The organism is Gluconobacter roseus (genome assembly GCF_046058915.1).
Classification (GTDB): Bacteria; Pseudomonadota; Alphaproteobacteria; order Acetobacterales; family Acetobacteraceae; genus Gluconobacter; species Gluconobacter roseus_A.
This window is the reverse complement of sequence record NZ_CP175538.1, coordinates 2656968-2674220: the sequence shown is the minus strand read 5'-3', so window position 1 is coordinate 2674220 and position 17253 is coordinate 2656968. Positions and strand designations below refer to the sequence as shown.

The following is a 17253-nucleotide window of genomic DNA, read 5'->3' as shown; positions in this document are numbered from 1 at the left end:
CGACAGCCGGCTTCGATCCGGCTTAGCCTGACCTTTGTGCCTCTGTGTTATGACGAAAAGATCGTTATTAAATGGTTAATAGATCGCCTGTATTTTCAATGAAAGCGCTATGATCCGCCTTCTGAATGTCTCGATGATGCCTCCCGGCGTAGGACAGCCCGTTCTGCGGAATCTGACGCTTACCGTTCCAAAGGGCGAGTTCCGCTGGCTGCTCGGCCCATCGGGCGCTGGCAAGTCGAGTCTCCTTCGCCTCCTGACGCTCGAAACGCGCCCTTCAGCCGGTCAGATGGACCTGCTTGGCGTTTCTGTCAGCCAGGCCAGCCGATCCACCCTGCGCAACCTGCGCCGACGCATCGGGTTTGTGCCCCAGGATTATCGCCTGATCGGGGAATGGACGGTGTTCGACAATGTGGCGCTCCCGCTGAGACTGCGCGGCGCCTCCGAACGCGATACGAGACGGGAAGCCTTCGCCGTTCTGGAATGGCTGGATGTCGTGCATCTTGCGGACAAACGGCCCGGCACCCTGTCTGGTGGCGAACAGCAGCGCGCTGCCATCGCCCGCGCCCTGATTGGCCGACCGGAACTGCTCCTCGCCGACGAACCTACCAACGCCCTGGAAGACGCACAGGCCCGACGCCTCCTGAGCACGTTTCAGGAACTGGTGGATATGGGAACGACCGTCATCGTCGCCACGCATAATGAAGCCCTGGTCCGCGAAGCTCCGGCCAGATCCATCGTCCTCCGCGACGGCACGCTTGCAGATCCAACCCCGCAGGCCGAGCCCGCATTACGCCGGAGCGAAAGCCTGTGAGTGCCCCAGTCTCACCCGGCCTGCGCTCCGGCAGCCTGCCCCTTCTTGTAGCCCTGATGACCCTGCTCGCCGGTCTCTCCCTCGCCGGACTGACAGGGGTGCAGATCCTTGCCGAAGGCTGGTCGAGTGCTGCTCGTAACGCCACAACAATCGAAATCCCGTCCGATACGCCTCAACTCGAAGACCGCACCCACACCCTGATCCAGACCCTGCACAGGACAGCGGAGGTTACTAATGTCCGGGAACTCTCCCCACAGCAGGTCCAGACCCTTCTGGCGCCATGGCTGGGGCAGGTTTCCAGCAGCGGACACCTGCCGGGCCTTTCCCTGCCCGTCGTTCTGATCGTCGCGCATACGGGAACACCCGATCTCGGCGCCGTCGTTCACGAAGCTCTTCCCGAAGCCGTGGTGGAAGAAGATCGCCGCTGGGGCGAACGCCTGAACGGTCTGGGAAGCAGTCTGGTCGCTTGTGCCTGGCTGGCCGTGAGCCTCATTGCAGCCATCGCCGTCCTGTCGGTCGGCATGACCGTACGGCGCTCCGTCATGGCCCAGCGCAAGGCCGTCGAGATCGTCCATTTCCTTGGCGCAGGCGACCTGACGATTTCCAGCAGGATCGCAGGGCGCGCAGCACTGCTCAGCCTCGCCGGAGGTCTCACGGGCCTGCTGTTCCTCAGTCCCGTCATCACAATGCTGGCCCGGAAACTGGCACCTTTTTCACACGCAACAGGCCCGACCCTTCCCACGAACACATGGACGGACATGTTCGCAAGCTGGTGGGCAACCCTGCACGTCCTGCCACGCATACTACTTCAAGAGCTCGGAGCCCTGCCCCTGATTGCCGCCTGTCTGGGCTGGATGACTGCCCAAACCGTCGTACTCGTCTGGCTCCGGCGTCTGCCATGAAGCGCCTGCTCTCGGCATGTCTGGCGCTGGGAGGCCTCTGGCTGGCAGGATTCGGCTGGTTCATTCAGGATGCCGGCAAGACGTCCGTAACCGCTTCCATGTGCGATGGCATCGTCGCCCTGACGGGAGGCGAACAACGCGTTGACACAGCCATCTCGCTTCTCAGGGGCGGATACGGGCATCTGCTCCTGATTTCGGGAGTCGGCCCTCATGTCACGCTCCAGCATATCCTGCATCTCCAGCAGGAACCCCTGTCCTCACCGCTGGCAAACCGGATCACACTCGGCCGCCGCGCCACCAGTACGATCGGCAATGCCCATGAAACCGCGCAATGGGCACACGACAACCACCTCCGGCGGCTCCTGATCGTCACGGCCGGCTACCATATCCGCCGCGCCATGCTCGAAATTCATCGCATGGCCCCCGATCTGGATCTTGTGGCTTACCCGGTTGTCCCCCTTGCCCTTCAGGGCCTCATGTCCCGACGAACCCTGTTTCTGATGTTCCGTGAATATAACAAGCTTCTCGGTGCGGAAATCGGAGCCCTCACCGGTCTTCCTGATGGGCGCGAAGGGTTGGATGGTGCCTGAAAATCCTTGTATCCAATCCGCTTTTCTGGTGTGCAGACGGTCATGATGAGCATTCTGCGCGGCGTCCTGTTCAATCTCTATCTGTTCTGGATCACTCTGTTCATGGGCCTCGGGACGATCCCGATCCGCCTGATGAAACGGCAGGATCTGGCCCTGTCCTACGCAAAACTCTGGGCGCGGGCGGTTCTCGCCGGCTTCACCCGGATCTGTTCGGTCCGCATCGAGATCACGGGACAGGAAAACCTGCCTTCCGGCCCGCTGCTGATTGCCTCGCAGCACCAGTCCTTCTTCGATGGCTTCATCTGGATGAACCTCGTTGACCGGCCCGATTACATCATCAAGTCCGAGTTGACCCGCATCCCTGTCGTAGGCCCGATGCTGCTCCTGACCGGCATGATCGCCGTCGATCGGAAAGCCGGTTCGAAAGCCCTTCGCGACATGATGCAGGCGTCCAAGGCGGCCCACGCTGCCAATCGCCAGATCATCATTTTCCCCGAGGGCACGCGCACCCTGCCCGGAGAGCGCCATCCAATCCAGCCGGGCATCATTGCCCTGGCACGACAGGCAGACGTTCCTGTTGTACCCGTCGCGACTGATTCAGGCCTGTTTTGGGACCGCAATCCATGGATCAAAAACCCGGGCGTCCTGCATGTCGTCATCGGCCAGCCTCTTGCACCGCAGCAGGAACGCAAGGCCTTCACGCAGGCGCTGGAAAGCGCATGGGACGAACTGTGCACAACCCATGTCCTGCCCCGCGATCCTGTGGATAACTCTGTGGACCTGAAAAATGCATGACCGGTCTGCAAAAAACTGAAATCTTTCAACGCTCTTTCGTCTCCGGCGCGATCCGGATGCGCGGTCACTGACAGAACCTCCATATCCCTTGATCTTCCGCGGTTTCCGTGATCCGGCGGTTACAGGGATTTTGCTTCCAATCACGCCTTCGTGAGCATTTTCCCGCGTTCCGGAAGCGCTTTGAATGGCTGGGGATAAAACAGGTGGGACTTGACCAATCCCCGAGCTCCACCGGAAAAGACATGCCCAATGGATCGACCGTTTTTTACTGTCCGTTACAGCAGAGCTGTTCTGGTATTGATTGCGCTTCTCGCAATATCAGCCGTTCTGGATACAGTTTTCTGGCATCGTACGACCCACAGGCTGGAAGCCTCGGCCCGGACGGCCCTGACCAGTGCCCGCAAAAATGGCTGGGCCATTGAAACGACTCCATTGCGAAGAGGCGGCTGGCCTTTTGGCGCCTGGGTCGAACTGGACCGCCTGAACGCCATACATCACGCCTCCGCAGGCGCGCCCTATGATGCAGGCTGGGCCGGGGAACACATTCGTCTTGGCGGCTCTTGGGTCTCGCTGCTGCGCTCGGGCATGACGCTCTCAATGACGGGACATCAGGCCGCACGCCTTGTGCAGAATAGAAATATCCTGACCGCCCTTGCTCCGGCCCTCCAGATCCGCATTGCAAATCCGGGCACCCTATTCTTTTCAACCACGAGACTGGATCTCACATTTTCCGGTCTCTGGCCCGAGACGCAGGTCTCCCTGAACACCCTTTCAGGACGCATCATCCGGTTTCCCGAAGCTCCGGCAGACGCAACCCGGTTGGGTTTCACCGCACAGGCCGCAGGCGTAACCGGCTTTCCCCTGCCTTATGGTCTTTCAGGTGATCTGAAGACTGCCCGCCTTGCGATCGCCCTGACGGCATCGCGCGCCTCCAACGATCTCTCGCTTCTCGACCCCGCCTCTTATGGTCGCCTTCTGCTGCAGGAGGCCTCCGCTTCTCCGGTTTCCCTCTCTCCGAACAGTCGCGTTGGACTGTCTGGCGCTCTGGACCTGCCCGATGCGAACGGGACACTCACGCTCACCCTGACCGGATGGCATGATCTCGCCATCCGCCTGCTTGATCGCCCGGACATAGAGTTGCATCTCGCACCGGACATTCAGACAGCACTACAGACGATGGTGAAAAAAATATCTGTCACACCGGGTCTCAGGGAACGACCGCTCGCTCTGTCCGTTCCAGTCATCAATGGCCGGATGCTCCCGGACACACAGGCCTTTTCGACACTTCTCAATGGCAAGTTCCAGACGCCGTAACCGGTTGGAAAAATTGGCGCGAACGCATTGATTTCTGTCAAAATCATGGCTGGGGTAACAAACTTTTTCTGGATAAATGCGTTAAGAAGGTTCACAAGACAGCAACACACGAAGTGATCACAACTTCGTTATCCTGTTGTGCGTGCGGAGGTCCCCCGGGGGTCCGACATTCCTCCTGACGGTTCCTTTGTCTCGCCATCTACCCAGAAGGCAATCGACATGTTTGGCTTGTCGGCTCTATTCCTGGCGCGATTTCAGTTCGCGTTTACCGTCGGGTTTCACATCGTGTTCCCGGCATTTTCGATCGGTCTGGCGGCCTATCTCGCCGTTCTCGAAGGGCTCTGGCTCAAAACGGGACGGAGCGCCTACCTTGATCTCTTCAAATACTGGCTGAAGGTCTTTTCAGTCGTCTTCGGCATGGGCGTGGTCTCCGGCCTCGTCATGTCCTACGAATTCGGGACCAACTGGTCGGCATTCTCCCAGAAAGCCGGCCCGATCCTTGGCCCAATGCTCGCCTACGAAGTGATGACGGCCTTCTTCCTTGAAGCCGGCTTCCTCGGCGTCATGATGTTCGGCCTCAACCGCGTCGGCAAGGGTCTCCACTTTGCGGCCACCTGCATGGTCTCGATCGGCACCCTGATCTCCATGAGCTGGATCCTGTCATCCAACTCATGGATGCAGACACCGCGCGGCTATCGCATCGACGAGGCAACTGGCCGTTTCCTGCCTGCCGACTGGTGGCAGATCGTCTTCAATCCTTCCTTCCCGTACCGTCTCGTCCATATGGGCCTCGCAGCTTTCCTTTGCGTGGCATTCATCGTTGCAGGTGTAGCAGGCTGGCACCTTCTTAAGGCCCGTCGCGAAGGCCGTCAGGCGTCCGAACAGGTGCGTCTGATGTTCTCGATGGCCATGTGGATGGCCGCCATCGTGGCTCCAATCCAGGTTCTGGCCGGTGATACGCAGGGCCTGAACACGCTGGAATACCAGCCGGCCAAGATCGCAGCCCTTGAAGGTGACTGGGACTCCGAAAGCCGTGCGCCCGAGCTTCTGTTCGGCATTCCGGACATGAAGAACGAGACGACACATTTCAAGATCGCTATCCCTTACATGGGCTCGCTGATCCTGACGCACAGCCTGAATGGCAAGGTGCCGGGCCTGAAGGATTACCCGAAGGAAGACCGTCCCTACTCGCCGCTGCTGTTCTTCTCTTTCCGCATCATGATCGCACTTGGCATGCTGATGGTGCTGGTCGGCCTGTGGTCGCTCTACTTGCGCTGGAAGGGCAAGCTGTACGACACGCCGCTTCTGCACCGCGTGGCACTGTTCATGTCGCCTGCAGGCTTCCTGGCGCTGCTCTGTGGCTGGATCACGACTGAAGTCGGCCGTCAGCCCTTCACCGTCTATGGCCTGCTGCGGACCTCCGAGAGCGTCTCCCCGATCGCCCTGCCGAACATCGCAACGTCGATGGTTGCCTTCGTGGTCGTCTATTTCATCGTGTTCGCCGGCGGCATCACCATCCTGCTGCGGACCTTTGCAGAAGAACCGCACCCCGATCAGCACGGTCCGGCCGAAGATCAGCCCCAGCGCGCTGCTGGAACAACACAGGTCTCCCATCAGCCCCAGCCTGACGCTGGCATGGCGGAGTAAGAACCATGACAGAAACAGCCGGCTTCTGGCTTCCCGTGGTCTGGGCGCTGCTCGCAGCAACAGCCATCTTCCTCTATATCTGCCTTGATGGTTTCGACCTCGGGATCGGCGTCCTTTTCCTCAAGGAAAAGGACCACGATCACCGTAACCTCATGGTCAACACCGTTGCTCCCGTCTGGGACGGCAACGAGACCTGGATGATCTTCGGCGGCGCCGCACTCTATGGCGTCTTCCCCGTTGCCTACGGCACGATCCTCCCGGCACTCTACCTGCCGGTACTGTTCATGCTGCTGGCCCTGATCCTGCGTGGCGTGTCCTTCGAGTTCCGCTTCAAGGCCGAATCCCCGATGAGCCAGTTCTTCTGGGACTGGGCGTTCTGTGGCGGCTCCATCATTGCGGCCTTCATGCAGGGTGTCATTCTCGGAACGCTCGTTCAGGGCATCAAGGTCGAGAACAACGTTTTCATCGGTTCCAGCTTCGACTGGTTCTCTCCGTTCTCGCTGTTCTGCGGCCTTGCCGTGGTCATCGGCTATGCGCTTCTCGGCGCAACCTGGCTGCTGTGGCGCTGTGAGGGTGAACTACATGACACGATGCGCAGGGTCTCCTTCGGTCTTGGCGCGCTGATGCTGATCACCATCGCACTGGTCTCCGCCTGGACCCCAATGCTGCACACCACCTACATGCAGCACTGGCTCGCCATGCCGCAGCTTGCACTGGTCGCTCCGGTTCCGGTTGCCGTCGTCGTGCTGGCGGGCGTCCTGTTCATGGGACTGCGCAACCCGCGCTCGCACCTGCTGCCCTTCGTTGCAACGCTGGGTCTGTTCTTCCTGTGCTTCAGCGGTCTGGGCATCAATGTGTGGCCGTATATCGTGCCGCCGACCATCACCATCTGGCAGGCATCCTCTCCGCCGGAGAGCCAGACCTTCCTGCTGGTCGGTACTATGTTCCTGCTGCCGCTGATCCTCTCCTACACGGCCTATTCGTACTACGTGTTCCGCGGAAAAATGTCCGCTGGACACCACTACCACTAAGGACAGGGAACCCGGCCCATGCGCATCGAATACGGACAGCCCGATCAGAAGACGGGGTTCCTGAACTGGATGAAACGTGTGGGCTGGTTCGTGGCCATCTGGGCTGGCGGCGTCGTCGTCGTCGGCCTCGGTGCCGAACTGCTCAAGAAGGTCATCTTCGGCTGGTAGCGGCCTGACGATACTTCACAAAAAAAGCCCCGCTCGAAAGAGACGGGGCTTTTTTCGTACCCTCAGAAACTGTCCTTTTCCTTGCGCAGCCGCGCAAAGGTCGCAACATCCGGTGCGCGCTGGAAAGGATTGGTCTTCCGCTCCATCCCCAATGTTACCGGCAGCGTCGGCCGCCCCGCTTCCAGCAGACGCTCGATTTCCCCGGCACGCGCCTTCAACGCCTCGTTATCGGGATCAACATGCAGCGCAAAGGCCAGATTGGAGCGGGTATATTCATGCCCCGCACAGACAAGCGTCCGGTCCGGCAGACTGTCATAGCGGTGCAGACTGTCGAACAGTTCCTGCGCCGTCCCTTCCAGCAGACGTCCGCATCCCAGACTGAACAGCACATCGCCGCAGAACAGCGCCGGCACATCGGGTACGATATATGAGACATGACCAACCGCATGGCCGGGCGTTGAGAGAACGCGGATCTGCGTGTTCCCCAGTGGAAAGCTCTCTCCGTCCTCGACGTCATGATCCAACCGGAGCAGCCATTCCCTGTTCTGGCGCGGCCCATAGACCTTCGCGCCGTAACGCTCCCGCAGCGCATCAGTCCCGCCCGTATGATCGGCGTGGTGATGGGTCAGCAGGATCATATCCAGCCGCCCCTCTCCGATCTCGTCCATGATCGGCCCCGCCTCACCGGGGTCCACAATGGCGCGCGGCCCCTCGGTCGCGGTCAGCAGCCAGGCATAATTGTCGGAGAGAACCGGAATCGGCTTGATATCGAGTGGCATGACTGTTCCCCTTGGACTGTCTTGCTGATTAGGTAACTGCATGCTGACGTCTCTGGCCCGCACCCGTTCCGATGATGCCACCACTTTCTATGAAAGTCGGCAGGGTCAGCGCACGGCCCTGCTCCTCAATGACCGCCTGCAAAGCCTCATGCCCCCCATGCGGGGCCGCCGCATCCTGGGGATTGGCTACACAGCACCCTACCTTCCAGACAGCGCCGACTGCGCGGTATCCGCACGCCTGCTCCACCCGCAGACGCAGAAAATCATTCGCCCTTCCCGCAGGGACTGCATCGTCGACAGTGGCCGCCTGCCCTTCGATGATCTGTCAATGGACGGTGTCCTCGTAGTCCACGGGCTCGAATTCACCCGCTTCGCCCCGGATTTCCTGCGGGCCATCTGGCGCACGCTCACCGATGACGGCGTCCTGACGCTGGTGGTCCCTAACCGCTCGGGCTACTGGGCCCATACCGACGCCACACCGTTCGGCCATGGAATTCCCTATAGCAGCGGCCAGCTGACCCGCCTGCTCGACCAGACCCTTTTCCGGATCGAACACCATTCCGGCGCGCTGATGGCACCCCCCGCCGCCCTGTCCGCCACCCATGGGCGCCTGATGGAACGGATCGGCCGGGGCGCACGGCTTCCCTGTGCCGGCGTACACATCGTCACGGCCCGCAAGAACGTCTATGCCGGGACCCCGCTGATCGACGAAAAACTGCGCGTTCCGCTCCCCCGACAGGTCGCCGAACCCGCCTGAAACGGGCTCAGGCGGAAAACCTGCCCGAAAAACGCCTTCTTTGTGGCGAATTCTTGACCCTCCCGCCGTGTGCCGTAAGAGTGCGTTCCATGTCGCTGATCCAGTCCTTCAAGCTTGTCCTGTCGCCGCCGCATCGCGCCGCGACTCCCTTTCTCCTTGCGGGTTCGCTCGTAGGCCTGCTCGGACGGGCCACCCCCTGGCGTCCCACGCGCCTGCTGGGCAATGCCGGCATCGCCTTCACGGCGTTCTGCCTGTATTTCTTCCGCGACCCCAAGCGCGTTCCGCCGCCGCGCGCCGATCTGGTGCTGGCCTCCGCCGATGGCCGCGTGACCTCCGTCGCGCTCGTCACCCCACCCGCCGCTCTGGAAATGGGCCACACCCCGGTCTGGCGCGTCTCGACATTCCTCTCCGTGCTGAACGTCCACATCAACCGCATGCCAGCGGCCGGTGAAGTGACAAAGATCGCCTATCACGCCGGCAAGTTCCTCAATGCCAGCCTCGACAAGGCCTCCGAGCACAACGAGCGCAACGAACTGCGCCTGACGCTGCCGGACGGCCGCAATATCGGTGTTGTCCAGATCGCCGGGCTGATCGCCCGCCGCATCCTGTGCTTCGTTGAAGAAGGCGACCGCGTGGAAGCCGGCGAACGTTTTGGCCTGATCCGCTTCGGCTCACGCACCGATGTCTACCTGCCGCCCGGTGTCGAACCCCTGGTTGTGGAAGGACAGACCATGGTTGGTGGCGAAACTGTCCTGGCGAAGCTCTGAGCCAGACGCCGTTCATGACCCTGCCTCCGACGGTTGAACCCAGCCGCCCCGCCAGAAAACGCCGCATCCGCCGCAGGCTCCGACGCATGGGGCGCAATCCCCGCACCCGCGTGCGGGGGCCGTCGTTCAACCGCCTCATCCCCAACATCATGACGATGCTCGGCCTCTGCGCCGGGCTCAGCGGCATGCGTTTTGCGCTCGAACACCAGTTCGAGCCTTCGGCCGTGGCCCTGCTGATCGCAGCCTGTATCGACGGTCTGGACGGACGCATTGCGCGCCTGCTCAAGGGTGCCACCCGTTTCGGTGCCGAGTTCGACAGCCTGTCGGACTTCGTCTGCTTCGGCGTGGCACCGTCCTTCGTGCTGCTGATGTGGTCGCTCGAAAATGCCGGACGCTACGCGTTCGTCCCCTGCATCCTGTTCACGGTCTGCATGGCGCTGCGTCTCGCCCGCTTCAATGCGAGCCTCGATGACGACGACAAGCCGGAATACTCCTACAGCTTCTTTACGGGTGTCCCGGCCCCGGCCGGTGCCGGACTGGTGCTGTTCCCGGTCTTCCTTGGCCTCGAAGCCGACCGCCTGCATGCCGAAGGTCTGGCAGCCTTCGCCCGTCTGCCGCTTGTTTCGGCCGTCTGCCTGATCGTCACGGGCCTACTGTTGGTCTCGACCCTGCCGGTCTGGTCCTTCAAGAACTTCAAGGTCCCGGCGCGCTACGTTCTGCCCCTGATGCTCGGAACCGGCCTCTATGCCGCCCTTCTTGTCGCAGACCCCTGGGGTGCTCTTGCCGGAGCCGGACTGCTCTATATCGCGATCCTGCCCTTCTCACGCCGCTCCTATCACCGCCTGAAACAGGCGGCAGAGGAGATGTCGGAAACGGTGGAAGAAGAGCCCGCCTGAACGAAAACAAGCCAACAAAAAAGGCCGCCCGGATGATCGGGCGGCCTTTTTTATATCCTGTATGGGACAGGTTTATTCCGTCACATCCCACAGCCATGCCGCACCACGGACGCCCGAGCTGTCGCCATGCTTGTTGCGCACGATCGGCGTCGTGCAGACCGGCGTAATGACATGCTTGGCCAGCAGCGGCGGCACGCGCTCATACAGCGTATGCAGGTTGGACACACCGCCACCGAGGACGATCACATCCGGATCAAGGAAGTTGATGACCATCGCGCAGGCCCGGGCAAAACGCTCGGTATAACGGCCCAGAGCTGCGATCGCAGCCTGATCGCCATTGGCGGCCGCATCTTCAATCCCAGCCGTGTTGCGATGACCCGGACCTTTCCAGTCTGCCGCCAGAGCCGGACCGCACAGATAACGCTCCATGCAGCCCTTGTTCCCGCAGAAGCAGTCACGCGCCGGCATGTCTTCTTCCGTCGGCCAGGGCAGAGGCAGATGGCCCCATTCGCCCGCAATGTGGTGACGGCCCTCAAGAACACGGCCGTTATTGACGATACCCGCACCCATGCCCGTGCCGATGATGACACCGAACACCGTCAGCATGCCCTTGGCCGCGCCATCGGCCGCTTCGGACAGCGCAAAGCAATTCGCGTCATTTTCCGTCCGGACCGGACGCGCCAACGCAGATTCCAGATCATGACCGAAAGGCTGGTTGTTCAGCCAGGTCGCATTGGCGTTCTTGATCAGACCGGTCTCGGGCGAGATGGAGCCCGGAATCCCAATACCCAGCGTGGAGGTATGCTGCCCTGCCGAGACGCGATGGCTCGGCACCGCACCCAGACGGTGGTCCACATCCGTGACCAGATCACGGATGGCCAGCACGGCTTCATTATAGATGCCGGGGTTGGGAATGCGTTCACGCAGGACGAGATCGCCCGAACGATTCAGAACCGCGATTTCGATCTTCGTGCCACCAAGATCAATTCCAAGGCGATAATCAGCCATCTCTAGCCCTGTGCTCTATACGGTGACCTGAGTATCAGGCGACCGAACCTCATGGAAAACGCACCCAGTGCGTCCGTCTGCTTTAACGCGAAACCGTGTCACGGCAAGTCGTCCGGGGACAAAACTTCGTTGTTTCAGGAAAATTCCGGCCTCCAGACAGGAACTTCAGCCCTGCGCAAGCTCCTGCAAGGCCCGCAGCAGGTCTTCCGGCGACGGCGGACATCCCGCAATCGAACTCCGCACCGGCGTCAGCGCCTGCAATCCACCCAGCGTCGCATAACTAACCGGAAAAGGCCCGCCATCCACCGCGCAGGCCCCCACCGCAATCAGACATCTTCCCGGTGGCATCGCCCGCCACACCCGGTCCACCATTTCGGCGCAGACCCGTGTCACGGCTCCCGTCAGCAGCAGCCAGTCCGCATCCGCCGGATCATTCACACAGACAAACCCGGCCTGCTCCAGCGCAAAGGCACTCCCGTTCAAGGACTCGATTTCCATGAAACAGCCCTCGCACCCTCCGGTCTCGAGCACATACAGCCCGATGGGACGCTCTCGGCGCGGAGGCGTTTCCTGCGTGTACGGACGCCAGCGTGTCGCATCCATGAAAGCATAAAGTAAGCTCAGAGGCCCTGTACGTCGCACACCGCTCACAGCGCGATCCCCGCCGGTGACAACCCGATCGAGCCCAGCGCCGCCGGAACACGATCGACGGAATAGCCTCGTAGCATGGCCCCCAGAACGGGCAGCAGGGAAACGCCGGGATCACGGACATGAAGGCTTTCGATCCGCCCGTCCTTCAGACGTACCCAGTACCAGATGTCTCCACGCGCGCCTTCAGCCACACCGATCCCTTCCTCCGTCCGGTCCGGCGCAGGCTCGTCATCCTCCAGACCGATACTTCCCAGAATACGCTCCATCAGCGCCAGAGAATCCCGGATTTCCGCAAGCCGTAGCCCTTCACGCGCCCGGGCGTCCCCCTGGCTGGACCCCGTCGCCCGCAATGCCTCCAGCCGCATCCCGGCCTCCCGCCGCCGCATGTCCATGCTGCGACCACTCGCACGCCCGGTCACGCCCCCCACGGCAAAACGCTCCGCAAGCCGCGTATCCAGCGTCGCGAACCCGTCCAGGCGCGGCGCAAAAACCCGATGAAGCTCTTCCAACGCCGCAAGACGCGGCTGCATTGCCGCATGCACAGCCTGCGCCAGTGGCACGATTTCCAGCCCGTCGCGGAAACCGTCACAGGTCACCATATCCACCAGACGACGGGAAACACCCTGCTCCGAACAGGCCCGCGCGATGTCTTCGCGTGCATGATCGCAATGTGTTGCCAGAAGCTCTGCATCCACGCCGCGCGCCGTCCGTGCCATGTCGAACAGATGGATCGAGATCCGCTCGATCTCCAGCAGGATCATCCAGACATCCCGGATCCCCGGTCCCGGAACCAGCCCGCGCGCCTGTGCGACGGCCCGGGCAAAAGCCAGCGGATGCGCAACAAACCCGCCCGCCGTCACACGCGACACCAGCGGCATCGCCTCTTCCGGCGTCTTCCCTACAAGCCGGGCGACCAGACCGCGATGCGCGGCCCCGGCGCAGACCTCTACGTCCCGAATTTTCCCCTTCAGAACCTCAAAGGAAAATTCCAGCGGTCCACTCAGTCCGGTCTGCTCGGGACGCAGCAGATGGTTCCCAGCCAGCGGCCGCAATCCTCCCGCCGCCGGCCCCGGACGAGACGACAGCGGCCAGGTCGAGGTCCAGCCCCCTTCATCCAGCGCTGGAGCCCCGTTCCCGCGGGCATCCATCGCCTCCACGCCGTAAAGATCATACAACTCGCGCTCACCCCATTCCGCACCAGCAAAACGCGAGGACGGTGCAAAATAGCGCCGGTCTTCTACGACTGTACTCGCCAGAAGTGGGCAGTCCCCCTCCAGCAACAACACATAGGCGCGGGAATCATCCGCCCAGCAGGAAATCAGCGGCAGCGTCCCTCCCGGCGCCGTCAGCATCTCGCTCCACTGCGCGGGATCAAGATGGTAATGCGACAACGCGACCCGCTCGCCACTGCGAATAATCCGCCCCATGCTTCTCATGGCCGCCACCCCGTCACCGGATGCCAAGCCAGAAACAGCGGACCGCACAATCCCCCCAGCAGCAGAACGGCCTGCATCACGGCCACCATGCCGCGCTCTCCACGACCGAACGCCGGCAGAAGCGTCGCGGAGCGCACGGACCACAGAACCGGGAGCAGGCATACGATCAGCAGGATCAGTTGCCCCGTCTCAAGCGATCGACCGATGCCAACAAGCGCACAGAACACCGGCCACGGCGCAGCGCCCGCCGCAATCGCATCAGTCCCCTCGGCACCGCGCAGATCCAGAACGGCAAGCCCCAGCGCCGCCAGCAGCAGCAGAACGATCGCCGTCCCTTCCCCGGTCGCCGCGGCCAGTGCACCGAACGCGGACAGCATCGGCAGTGAAACAATCCGGCCGGAGGAGCGCGCCGTCACCAGCATGAGGATCGTCCCGAACCCCGCGATCAGCATCAGCAGATGAACCAGCGGATACGCATTCAGACGGAACATCAGCATCAGCGCCGAAAACCGCAGCCCCGTATCCAGCAGAGCCGCCTCGGGCGCAGGAGCAGGCGATGGCCCGAGCCCCGCCACCATGCACAGCCCGACCGTCAGCAGTACCGCCCCCAGCGAGGATTGCGGCATTGGCAGAAGCGACGCCCCCAGAAGCCCCAGCACGACGCCACCCAGTCTGCTGCGCGCAATGTCCCACACGACCAGAGCCTTTCGCGGCCCCCGGCCTTCCCGCCAAGCCAGAAGAACTGTGCCCGCACCGCACAATACCGTCACGGCAAAAGCCGAATGGATGTTCAGCGCCAGAAGCGCACAGCCCGTGACAAGAAATGGCAGAACCCGGCCGGTCCGGTCCTGTGCTGGCGGCAGTAGAAGCGGAATGGCTGTCACGATGCACGAACAGGCTGCCGCCAGCGCATCCGTCCCCGGCATCAGCCAGACAGCCAGCGGTGTGATGACAAGTCCAGCCACGGCAAAGGTCAGACTACTGGCGGCCTGACGGTTTTCAGGCGTCAGAAGCAGCAGGAACGCCGCCAGAAGCGGCCAGACCGTTACGGCAAACAGCGTTCCAATCGGGGCAAGCGGATGCATCAGACCTCCTCCACCCGACGCCAGGCCAGACGCGGCAGAAGCGTGACCCCAAGGGCCGCCAGCACGCCCCAAAGGCTCAGAGCCGCCATGAAAAGCGGCCAGGAATGCAAAACACAGGACACGACAATAAGCCCGTCCGCAGCCCGCAGCAGGCCGGTGAACTGCACCAGCGGCGCACCCCATGCCGCTCCACACAGCCCGGCCAGAACCGCGCCAGCACCCAGAACCGGCGCAAGCCCGAGCCCTGCGCCGGACAGGCCAAGCGCCAGCAGCAGCACCAGCGTCCCCACAACCGGCAGGACAGCCGCCCGGTCCGGCGCTTCCGCCGCAAACCGCCGCAGCCATGCCCAGGCCAGACCATTCAGCCCGATCAGCGCCACGGACGTCAGAAGCGCCATCAGCCCGGAACAGACCGTCGCCCCAGCAAAAGCACACACCGCGCCATAAAGCGGCAGACCCCGCCCGTCCTTGCCCAGCCCCGCAAGCGCCAGAAGCAGCAGCAACCCGAACCCGACGATCATGTGCCAAACCTCCCCGCCAGAGCCAGCAGAAGCGCCACACCCGCAAATAGCGCCGTCATACGTGCGCTTCGCTCCTGCGCCATAAGCCGCAGCCCAACCGCCACCGCGACCGTCAACGCCAGACGCCCGACCAGAGCCACCAGCCCCAGCCACCAGCCCTGCACACCGCCCTGCGCCAGTCCGACACTTACCGGCAGCGCCAGATCGGACAGCAGAAGCAGCCACCCACAGTTCAGCACATCAGCAATGCTCCGGGCCGCTTCACGCTCCTGACGGTCCCGGATACCGGACAGCATTCCCGTGACGTCCTGCGCCCGCAGGGGAGGACACGCGATGCCCAGCGCCAGCGCACAGGCGGCAAGCGCACCTTCCAGACCAGGTTCCGGCTCGATATGCAGCATTGCACACAAGCCTCCCAGCCCGTCGGTCCCCGGAGCCGCCAGCGCAATCAGCGCCTCCGTCAGGCACAGCAGCAGAACGGCAGGGATGAACCGGCCCGCCTCACCCGGCAGCAGGCTTTGCCCCACAAATCCGCGTCCCAGCAAAACCACCAGCCCGATGATCAGTGGGTCCGCCAGAGACGAAAAGACCGATCCCGTCGTAACCGCAGGCAGGCACAGAAGCGTCAGAATACCAGCCGTCAACGCCAGCGCCGGTCGCCCGCCCAGCGGAGCGCGGAACAATGTTTTCCAGAAGCGCCCGGCCTGCAGAAGACGGAACCGCACCGGCCCGACCGATCGTCCAGCCAGCAGGGACGGCAGATCATCCAGACACCATCCGATAACAGACGTCAGCACAAGAAGCAGTCCAAGCTGAAAGAGCGCCTCCAGCATCGCCAGCAGCGCCATCCCGATCTCATGCGCCATCACGCCATCACTCCCAGCACCGCCAGGACAAGACCAAGCAGCACAAGCCAGAGTCCGACAGCACCCTGACGCAGATCGGGAAGCACGGGCGCCCGCACATTCCGCAGCCCTCTGAAACGCAGCCGCCCACCCGCGATGACACGACGCAGCGTCCAGTTCAGGGAAGGCGCTTCGTCAAACAGCCCATCCCCAATCGTCAGCAGTTTCCCGAGCGCAGGCACAAGCAGGGATGCCGCCTGCACTACACCACCCATGACCCGCCAGGGTCGCACAAGAACAATCCAGATCCCCGCACCAGCCAGAATGAACGCTGGCAGCAACAGATGCGCTCCATCTCCCGCACCAATGCTCCAGACAGGCCAGACCCATTCTCCCCCAATGGCGTGCAGCACAGGGCTTGTCAGCCCAAACACAAGAGCGGGCACAAGAAGACTTCCCGCGCCCAGTAGCAGAACAGATGCCCCTGAAACGACTTCACGACGCAGGAAAAACAGACGTCCCACTTCGAGAATGTCCGAGAGGCTCAAAAGCCCAAGCAGCAGCGCTACAACCACGCCAAGGACGCTCCAGCCCTCCACGCCTGCCGCCATGCCAAGAGCCGCATGAATCCCGAGCCACAGCACGACCAGTCCGGGCAAGGGCGGGAACGGCAGACGCAGCACGGCGAGCATTGGAAATCTTCGCCCCAAGGCGGCCGTCAGCATCAGAAGCGCCAGATCAAGAAGCAGCGCCTCCAGCGCGATCCGCGCGCAAACCACAAGGCTCTCAGCCTGCGCCGCCACGACCAGCACCATCAGCAGAACAGGCCGCAACAGCCCCAGATTTCCGGGGCGTGATGCCCCAAGAACGGACCAGCCAACCAGTCCGCACACCGCCGCCCCCAGACCGGCCACGAGTTCTGCCGGAACTGCCGAAGGCGCATGCCAGATCAGCGAGACGGCGAGAATACTCATGACGGCAGGACAGGCCCCATCCCGCCGACGCCTAAGCGAAGACCAGAACAGAACCGGCAGCAGTACTAGTAAAACGAAGGTGTGTGCAGGGAAAAGGACGCTCAACAGCAGGGCCGGAACCGTCCAGACTGCCGGACACGCTTCCCGGTCCAGCGCGACGATCACGCCAAGCGCAACAGCCAGAACAGCCGGGGACAGCGCCAGTATCGCGGCCAGTGCCGCAATACAGATAACTACCGATCGCGCCCCACGTCCGGCTTCCATCGCCTGCAGACA

Annotated in this window: 19 protein-coding genes; 11 read left to right on the top strand and 8 right to left on the bottom strand. The window is 62.5% G+C overall.

Going from position 1 to position 17253, the window contains the following annotated elements:
* The first annotated feature begins 109 nt into the window (after positions 1–109).
* The 8 genes from ACJ2A4_RS12620 to ACJ2A4_RS12585 all read left to right on the top strand — a co-directional run bounded on the left by ACJ2A4_RS12620 (position 110) and on the right by ACJ2A4_RS12585 (position 7258).
* A complete protein-coding gene (locus tag ACJ2A4_RS12620; RefSeq protein ID WP_408873077.1) occupies positions 110–811 on the top strand; it encodes a cell division ATP-binding protein FtsE in 702 nt (233 codons plus the stop codon).
* Positions 808–1713 carry a cell division protein FtsX gene (locus ACJ2A4_RS12615; protein WP_408873076.1) on the top strand — a complete coding sequence of 302 codons (906 nt, stop codon included), beginning with the start codon at positions 808–810 and terminating at the stop codon, positions 1711–1713. The genes ACJ2A4_RS12620 and ACJ2A4_RS12615 overlap by 4 nt, the downstream gene beginning before the upstream one ends.
* A complete protein-coding gene (locus ACJ2A4_RS12610; protein WP_408873075.1) occupies positions 1710–2303 on the top strand; it encodes a YdcF family protein in 594 nt (197 codons plus the stop codon). The genes ACJ2A4_RS12615 and ACJ2A4_RS12610 overlap by 4 nt, the downstream gene beginning before the upstream one ends.
* A gap of 45 nt (positions 2304–2348) precedes the next feature.
* A complete protein-coding gene (locus ACJ2A4_RS12605) occupies positions 2349–3098 on the top strand; it encodes a 1-acyl-sn-glycerol-3-phosphate acyltransferase (RefSeq protein ID WP_062509820.1) in 750 nt (249 codons plus the stop codon).
* 249 nt (positions 3099–3347) lie between these two features.
* Positions 3348–4412: a DUF2125 domain-containing protein gene (locus ACJ2A4_RS12600; RefSeq protein ID WP_408873074.1), complete on the top strand. Its 1065-nt coding sequence runs from the start codon at positions 3348–3350 to the stop codon at positions 4410–4412.
* Between the two features lie 219 nt (positions 4413–4631).
* Positions 4632–6059, top strand: coding sequence for a cytochrome ubiquinol oxidase subunit I (locus ACJ2A4_RS12595; RefSeq protein WP_408873073.1), 1428 nt, complete (start codon positions 4632–4634; stop codon positions 6057–6059).
* Positions 6060–6064: 5 nt separating this feature from the next.
* A complete protein-coding gene (gene cydB / locus ACJ2A4_RS12590; RefSeq protein WP_264787844.1) occupies positions 6065–7090 on the top strand; it encodes a cytochrome d ubiquinol oxidase subunit II in 1026 nt (341 codons plus the stop codon).
* A gap of 18 nt (positions 7091–7108) precedes the next feature.
* Positions 7109–7258: a DUF2474 domain-containing protein gene (locus ACJ2A4_RS12585; RefSeq protein WP_141307021.1), complete on the top strand. Its 150-nt coding sequence runs from the start codon at positions 7109–7111 to the stop codon at positions 7256–7258.
* Between the two features lie 62 nt (positions 7259–7320).
* Here the strand turns inward: ACJ2A4_RS12585 and gloB are convergent, their stop codons facing one another.
* On the bottom strand, positions 7321–8037 hold the full coding sequence (gene gloB / locus ACJ2A4_RS12580) for a hydroxyacylglutathione hydrolase (protein ID WP_408873072.1): 717 nt from the start codon (positions 8035–8037) through the stop codon (positions 7321–7323).
* 40 nt (positions 8038–8077) lie between these two features.
* On the opposite strand from gloB, the gene ACJ2A4_RS12575 reads away from it, so the two are divergent.
* From ACJ2A4_RS12575 to ACJ2A4_RS12565, 3 genes are all read left to right on the top strand, one after another.
* On the top strand, positions 8078–8794 hold the full coding sequence (locus ACJ2A4_RS12575; RefSeq protein WP_408873071.1) for a methyltransferase: 717 nt from the start codon (positions 8078–8080) through the stop codon (positions 8792–8794).
* 89 nt (positions 8795–8883) lie between these two features.
* Entirely contained in the window at positions 8884–9561 is a 678-nt protein-coding gene (locus tag ACJ2A4_RS12570; RefSeq protein ID WP_062509513.1) for a phosphatidylserine decarboxylase, read from the top strand.
* A gap of 14 nt (positions 9562–9575) precedes the next feature.
* The gene (locus ACJ2A4_RS12565) at positions 9576–10457 is read left to right on the top strand and encodes a CDP-alcohol phosphatidyltransferase family protein (RefSeq protein ID WP_408873070.1); all 882 of its coding nucleotides are present in this window, start codon (positions 9576–9578) and stop codon (positions 10455–10457) included.
* A gap of 72 nt (positions 10458–10529) precedes the next feature.
* On the opposite strand, the gene ACJ2A4_RS12560 is transcribed toward ACJ2A4_RS12565, so the two are convergent.
* From ACJ2A4_RS12560 to ACJ2A4_RS12530, 7 genes are all read right to left on the bottom strand, one after another.
* Positions 10530–11465, bottom strand: coding sequence for an ROK family protein (locus tag ACJ2A4_RS12560; RefSeq protein WP_194259067.1), 936 nt, complete (start codon positions 11463–11465; stop codon positions 10530–10532).
* Between the two features lie 165 nt (positions 11466–11630).
* A complete protein-coding gene (locus tag ACJ2A4_RS12555) occupies positions 11631–12068 on the bottom strand; it encodes an NADH-quinone oxidoreductase subunit B family protein (protein ID WP_408873069.1) in 438 nt (145 codons plus the stop codon).
* Positions 12069–12112: 44 nt separating this feature from the next.
* Complete coding sequence (locus tag ACJ2A4_RS12550) at positions 12113–13543, bottom strand: hypothetical protein (RefSeq protein ID WP_408873068.1); 1431 nt, start codon at positions 13541–13543, stop codon at positions 12113–12115.
* Between the two features lie 5 nt (positions 13544–13548).
* Positions 13549–14637: a hypothetical protein gene (locus tag ACJ2A4_RS12545; RefSeq protein WP_408873067.1), complete on the bottom strand. Its 1089-nt coding sequence runs from the start codon at positions 14635–14637 to the stop codon at positions 13549–13551.
* On the bottom strand, positions 14637–15158 hold the full coding sequence (locus ACJ2A4_RS12540) for a hypothetical protein (protein ID WP_194259063.1): 522 nt from the start codon (positions 15156–15158) through the stop codon (positions 14637–14639). The genes ACJ2A4_RS12545 and ACJ2A4_RS12540 overlap by 1 nt, the downstream gene beginning before the upstream one ends.
* Positions 15155–16024 carry a hypothetical protein gene (locus tag ACJ2A4_RS12535; RefSeq protein ID WP_408873066.1) on the bottom strand — a complete coding sequence of 290 codons (870 nt, stop codon included), beginning with the start codon at positions 16022–16024 and terminating at the stop codon, positions 15155–15157. The genes ACJ2A4_RS12540 and ACJ2A4_RS12535 overlap by 4 nt, the downstream gene beginning before the upstream one ends.
* A complete protein-coding gene (locus ACJ2A4_RS12530) occupies positions 16024–17241 on the bottom strand; it encodes a hypothetical protein (protein ID WP_408873065.1) in 1218 nt (405 codons plus the stop codon). The genes ACJ2A4_RS12535 and ACJ2A4_RS12530 overlap by 1 nt, the downstream gene beginning before the upstream one ends.
* Positions 17242–17253 lie beyond the last annotated feature (12 nt).

What these genes read in the sequence shown, in the direction of transcription:
- ACJ2A4_RS12620 (WP_408873077.1), top strand. Translation starts at nt 110, where the DNA reads ATGATCCGCCTTCTGAATGTCTCGATGATGCCTCCCGGCGTAGGACAG.
- ACJ2A4_RS12610 (WP_408873075.1), top strand. Translation starts at nt 1,710, where the DNA reads ATGAAGCGCCTGCTCTCGGCATGTCTGGCGCTGGGAGGCCTCTGGCTG.
- ACJ2A4_RS12605 (WP_062509820.1), top strand. Translation starts at nt 2,349, where the DNA reads ATGAGCATTCTGCGCGGCGTCCTGTTCAATCTCTATCTGTTCTGGATC.
- ACJ2A4_RS12600 (WP_408873074.1), top strand. Translation starts at nt 3,348, where the DNA reads ATGGATCGACCGTTTTTTACTGTCCGTTACAGCAGAGCTGTTCTGGTA.
- ACJ2A4_RS12595 (WP_408873073.1), top strand. Translation starts at nt 4,632, where the DNA reads ATGTTTGGCTTGTCGGCTCTATTCCTGGCGCGATTTCAGTTCGCGTTT.
- cydB (WP_264787844.1), top strand. Translation starts at nt 6,065, where the DNA reads ATGACAGAAACAGCCGGCTTCTGGCTTCCCGTGGTCTGGGCGCTGCTC.
- ACJ2A4_RS12585 (WP_141307021.1), top strand. Translation starts at nt 7,109, where the DNA reads ATGCGCATCGAATACGGACAGCCCGATCAGAAGACGGGGTTCCTGAAC.
- gloB (WP_408873072.1), bottom strand. Translation starts at nt 8,037, where the DNA reads ATGCCACTCGATATCAAGCCGATTCCGGTTCTCTCCGACAATTATGCC.
- ACJ2A4_RS12575 (WP_408873071.1), top strand. Translation starts at nt 8,078, where the DNA reads ATGCTGACGTCTCTGGCCCGCACCCGTTCCGATGATGCCACCACTTTC.
- ACJ2A4_RS12570 (WP_062509513.1), top strand. Translation starts at nt 8,884, where the DNA reads ATGTCGCTGATCCAGTCCTTCAAGCTTGTCCTGTCGCCGCCGCATCGC.
- ACJ2A4_RS12565 (WP_408873070.1), top strand. Translation starts at nt 9,576, where the DNA reads ATGACCCTGCCTCCGACGGTTGAACCCAGCCGCCCCGCCAGAAAACGC.
- ACJ2A4_RS12560 (WP_194259067.1), bottom strand. Translation starts at nt 11,465, where the DNA reads ATGGCTGATTATCGCCTTGGAATTGATCTTGGTGGCACGAAGATCGAA.
- ACJ2A4_RS12555 (WP_408873069.1), bottom strand. Translation starts at nt 12,068, where the DNA reads ATGGATGCGACACGCTGGCGTCCGTACACGCAGGAAACGCCTCCGCGC.
- ACJ2A4_RS12550 (WP_408873068.1), bottom strand. Translation starts at nt 13,543, where the DNA reads ATGGGGCGGATTATTCGCAGTGGCGAGCGGGTCGCGTTGTCGCATTAC.
- ACJ2A4_RS12545 (WP_408873067.1), bottom strand. Translation starts at nt 14,637, where the DNA reads ATGCATCCGCTTGCCCCGATTGGAACGCTGTTTGCCGTAACGGTCTGG.
- ACJ2A4_RS12540 (WP_194259063.1), bottom strand. Translation starts at nt 15,158, where the DNA reads ATGATCGTCGGGTTCGGGTTGCTGCTGCTTCTGGCGCTTGCGGGGCTG.
- ACJ2A4_RS12535 (WP_408873066.1), bottom strand. Translation starts at nt 16,024, where the DNA reads ATGGCGCATGAGATCGGGATGGCGCTGCTGGCGATGCTGGAGGCGCTC.
- ACJ2A4_RS12530 (WP_408873065.1), bottom strand. Translation starts at nt 17,241, where the DNA reads ATGGAAGCCGGACGTGGGGCGCGATCGGTAGTTATCTGTATTGCGGCA.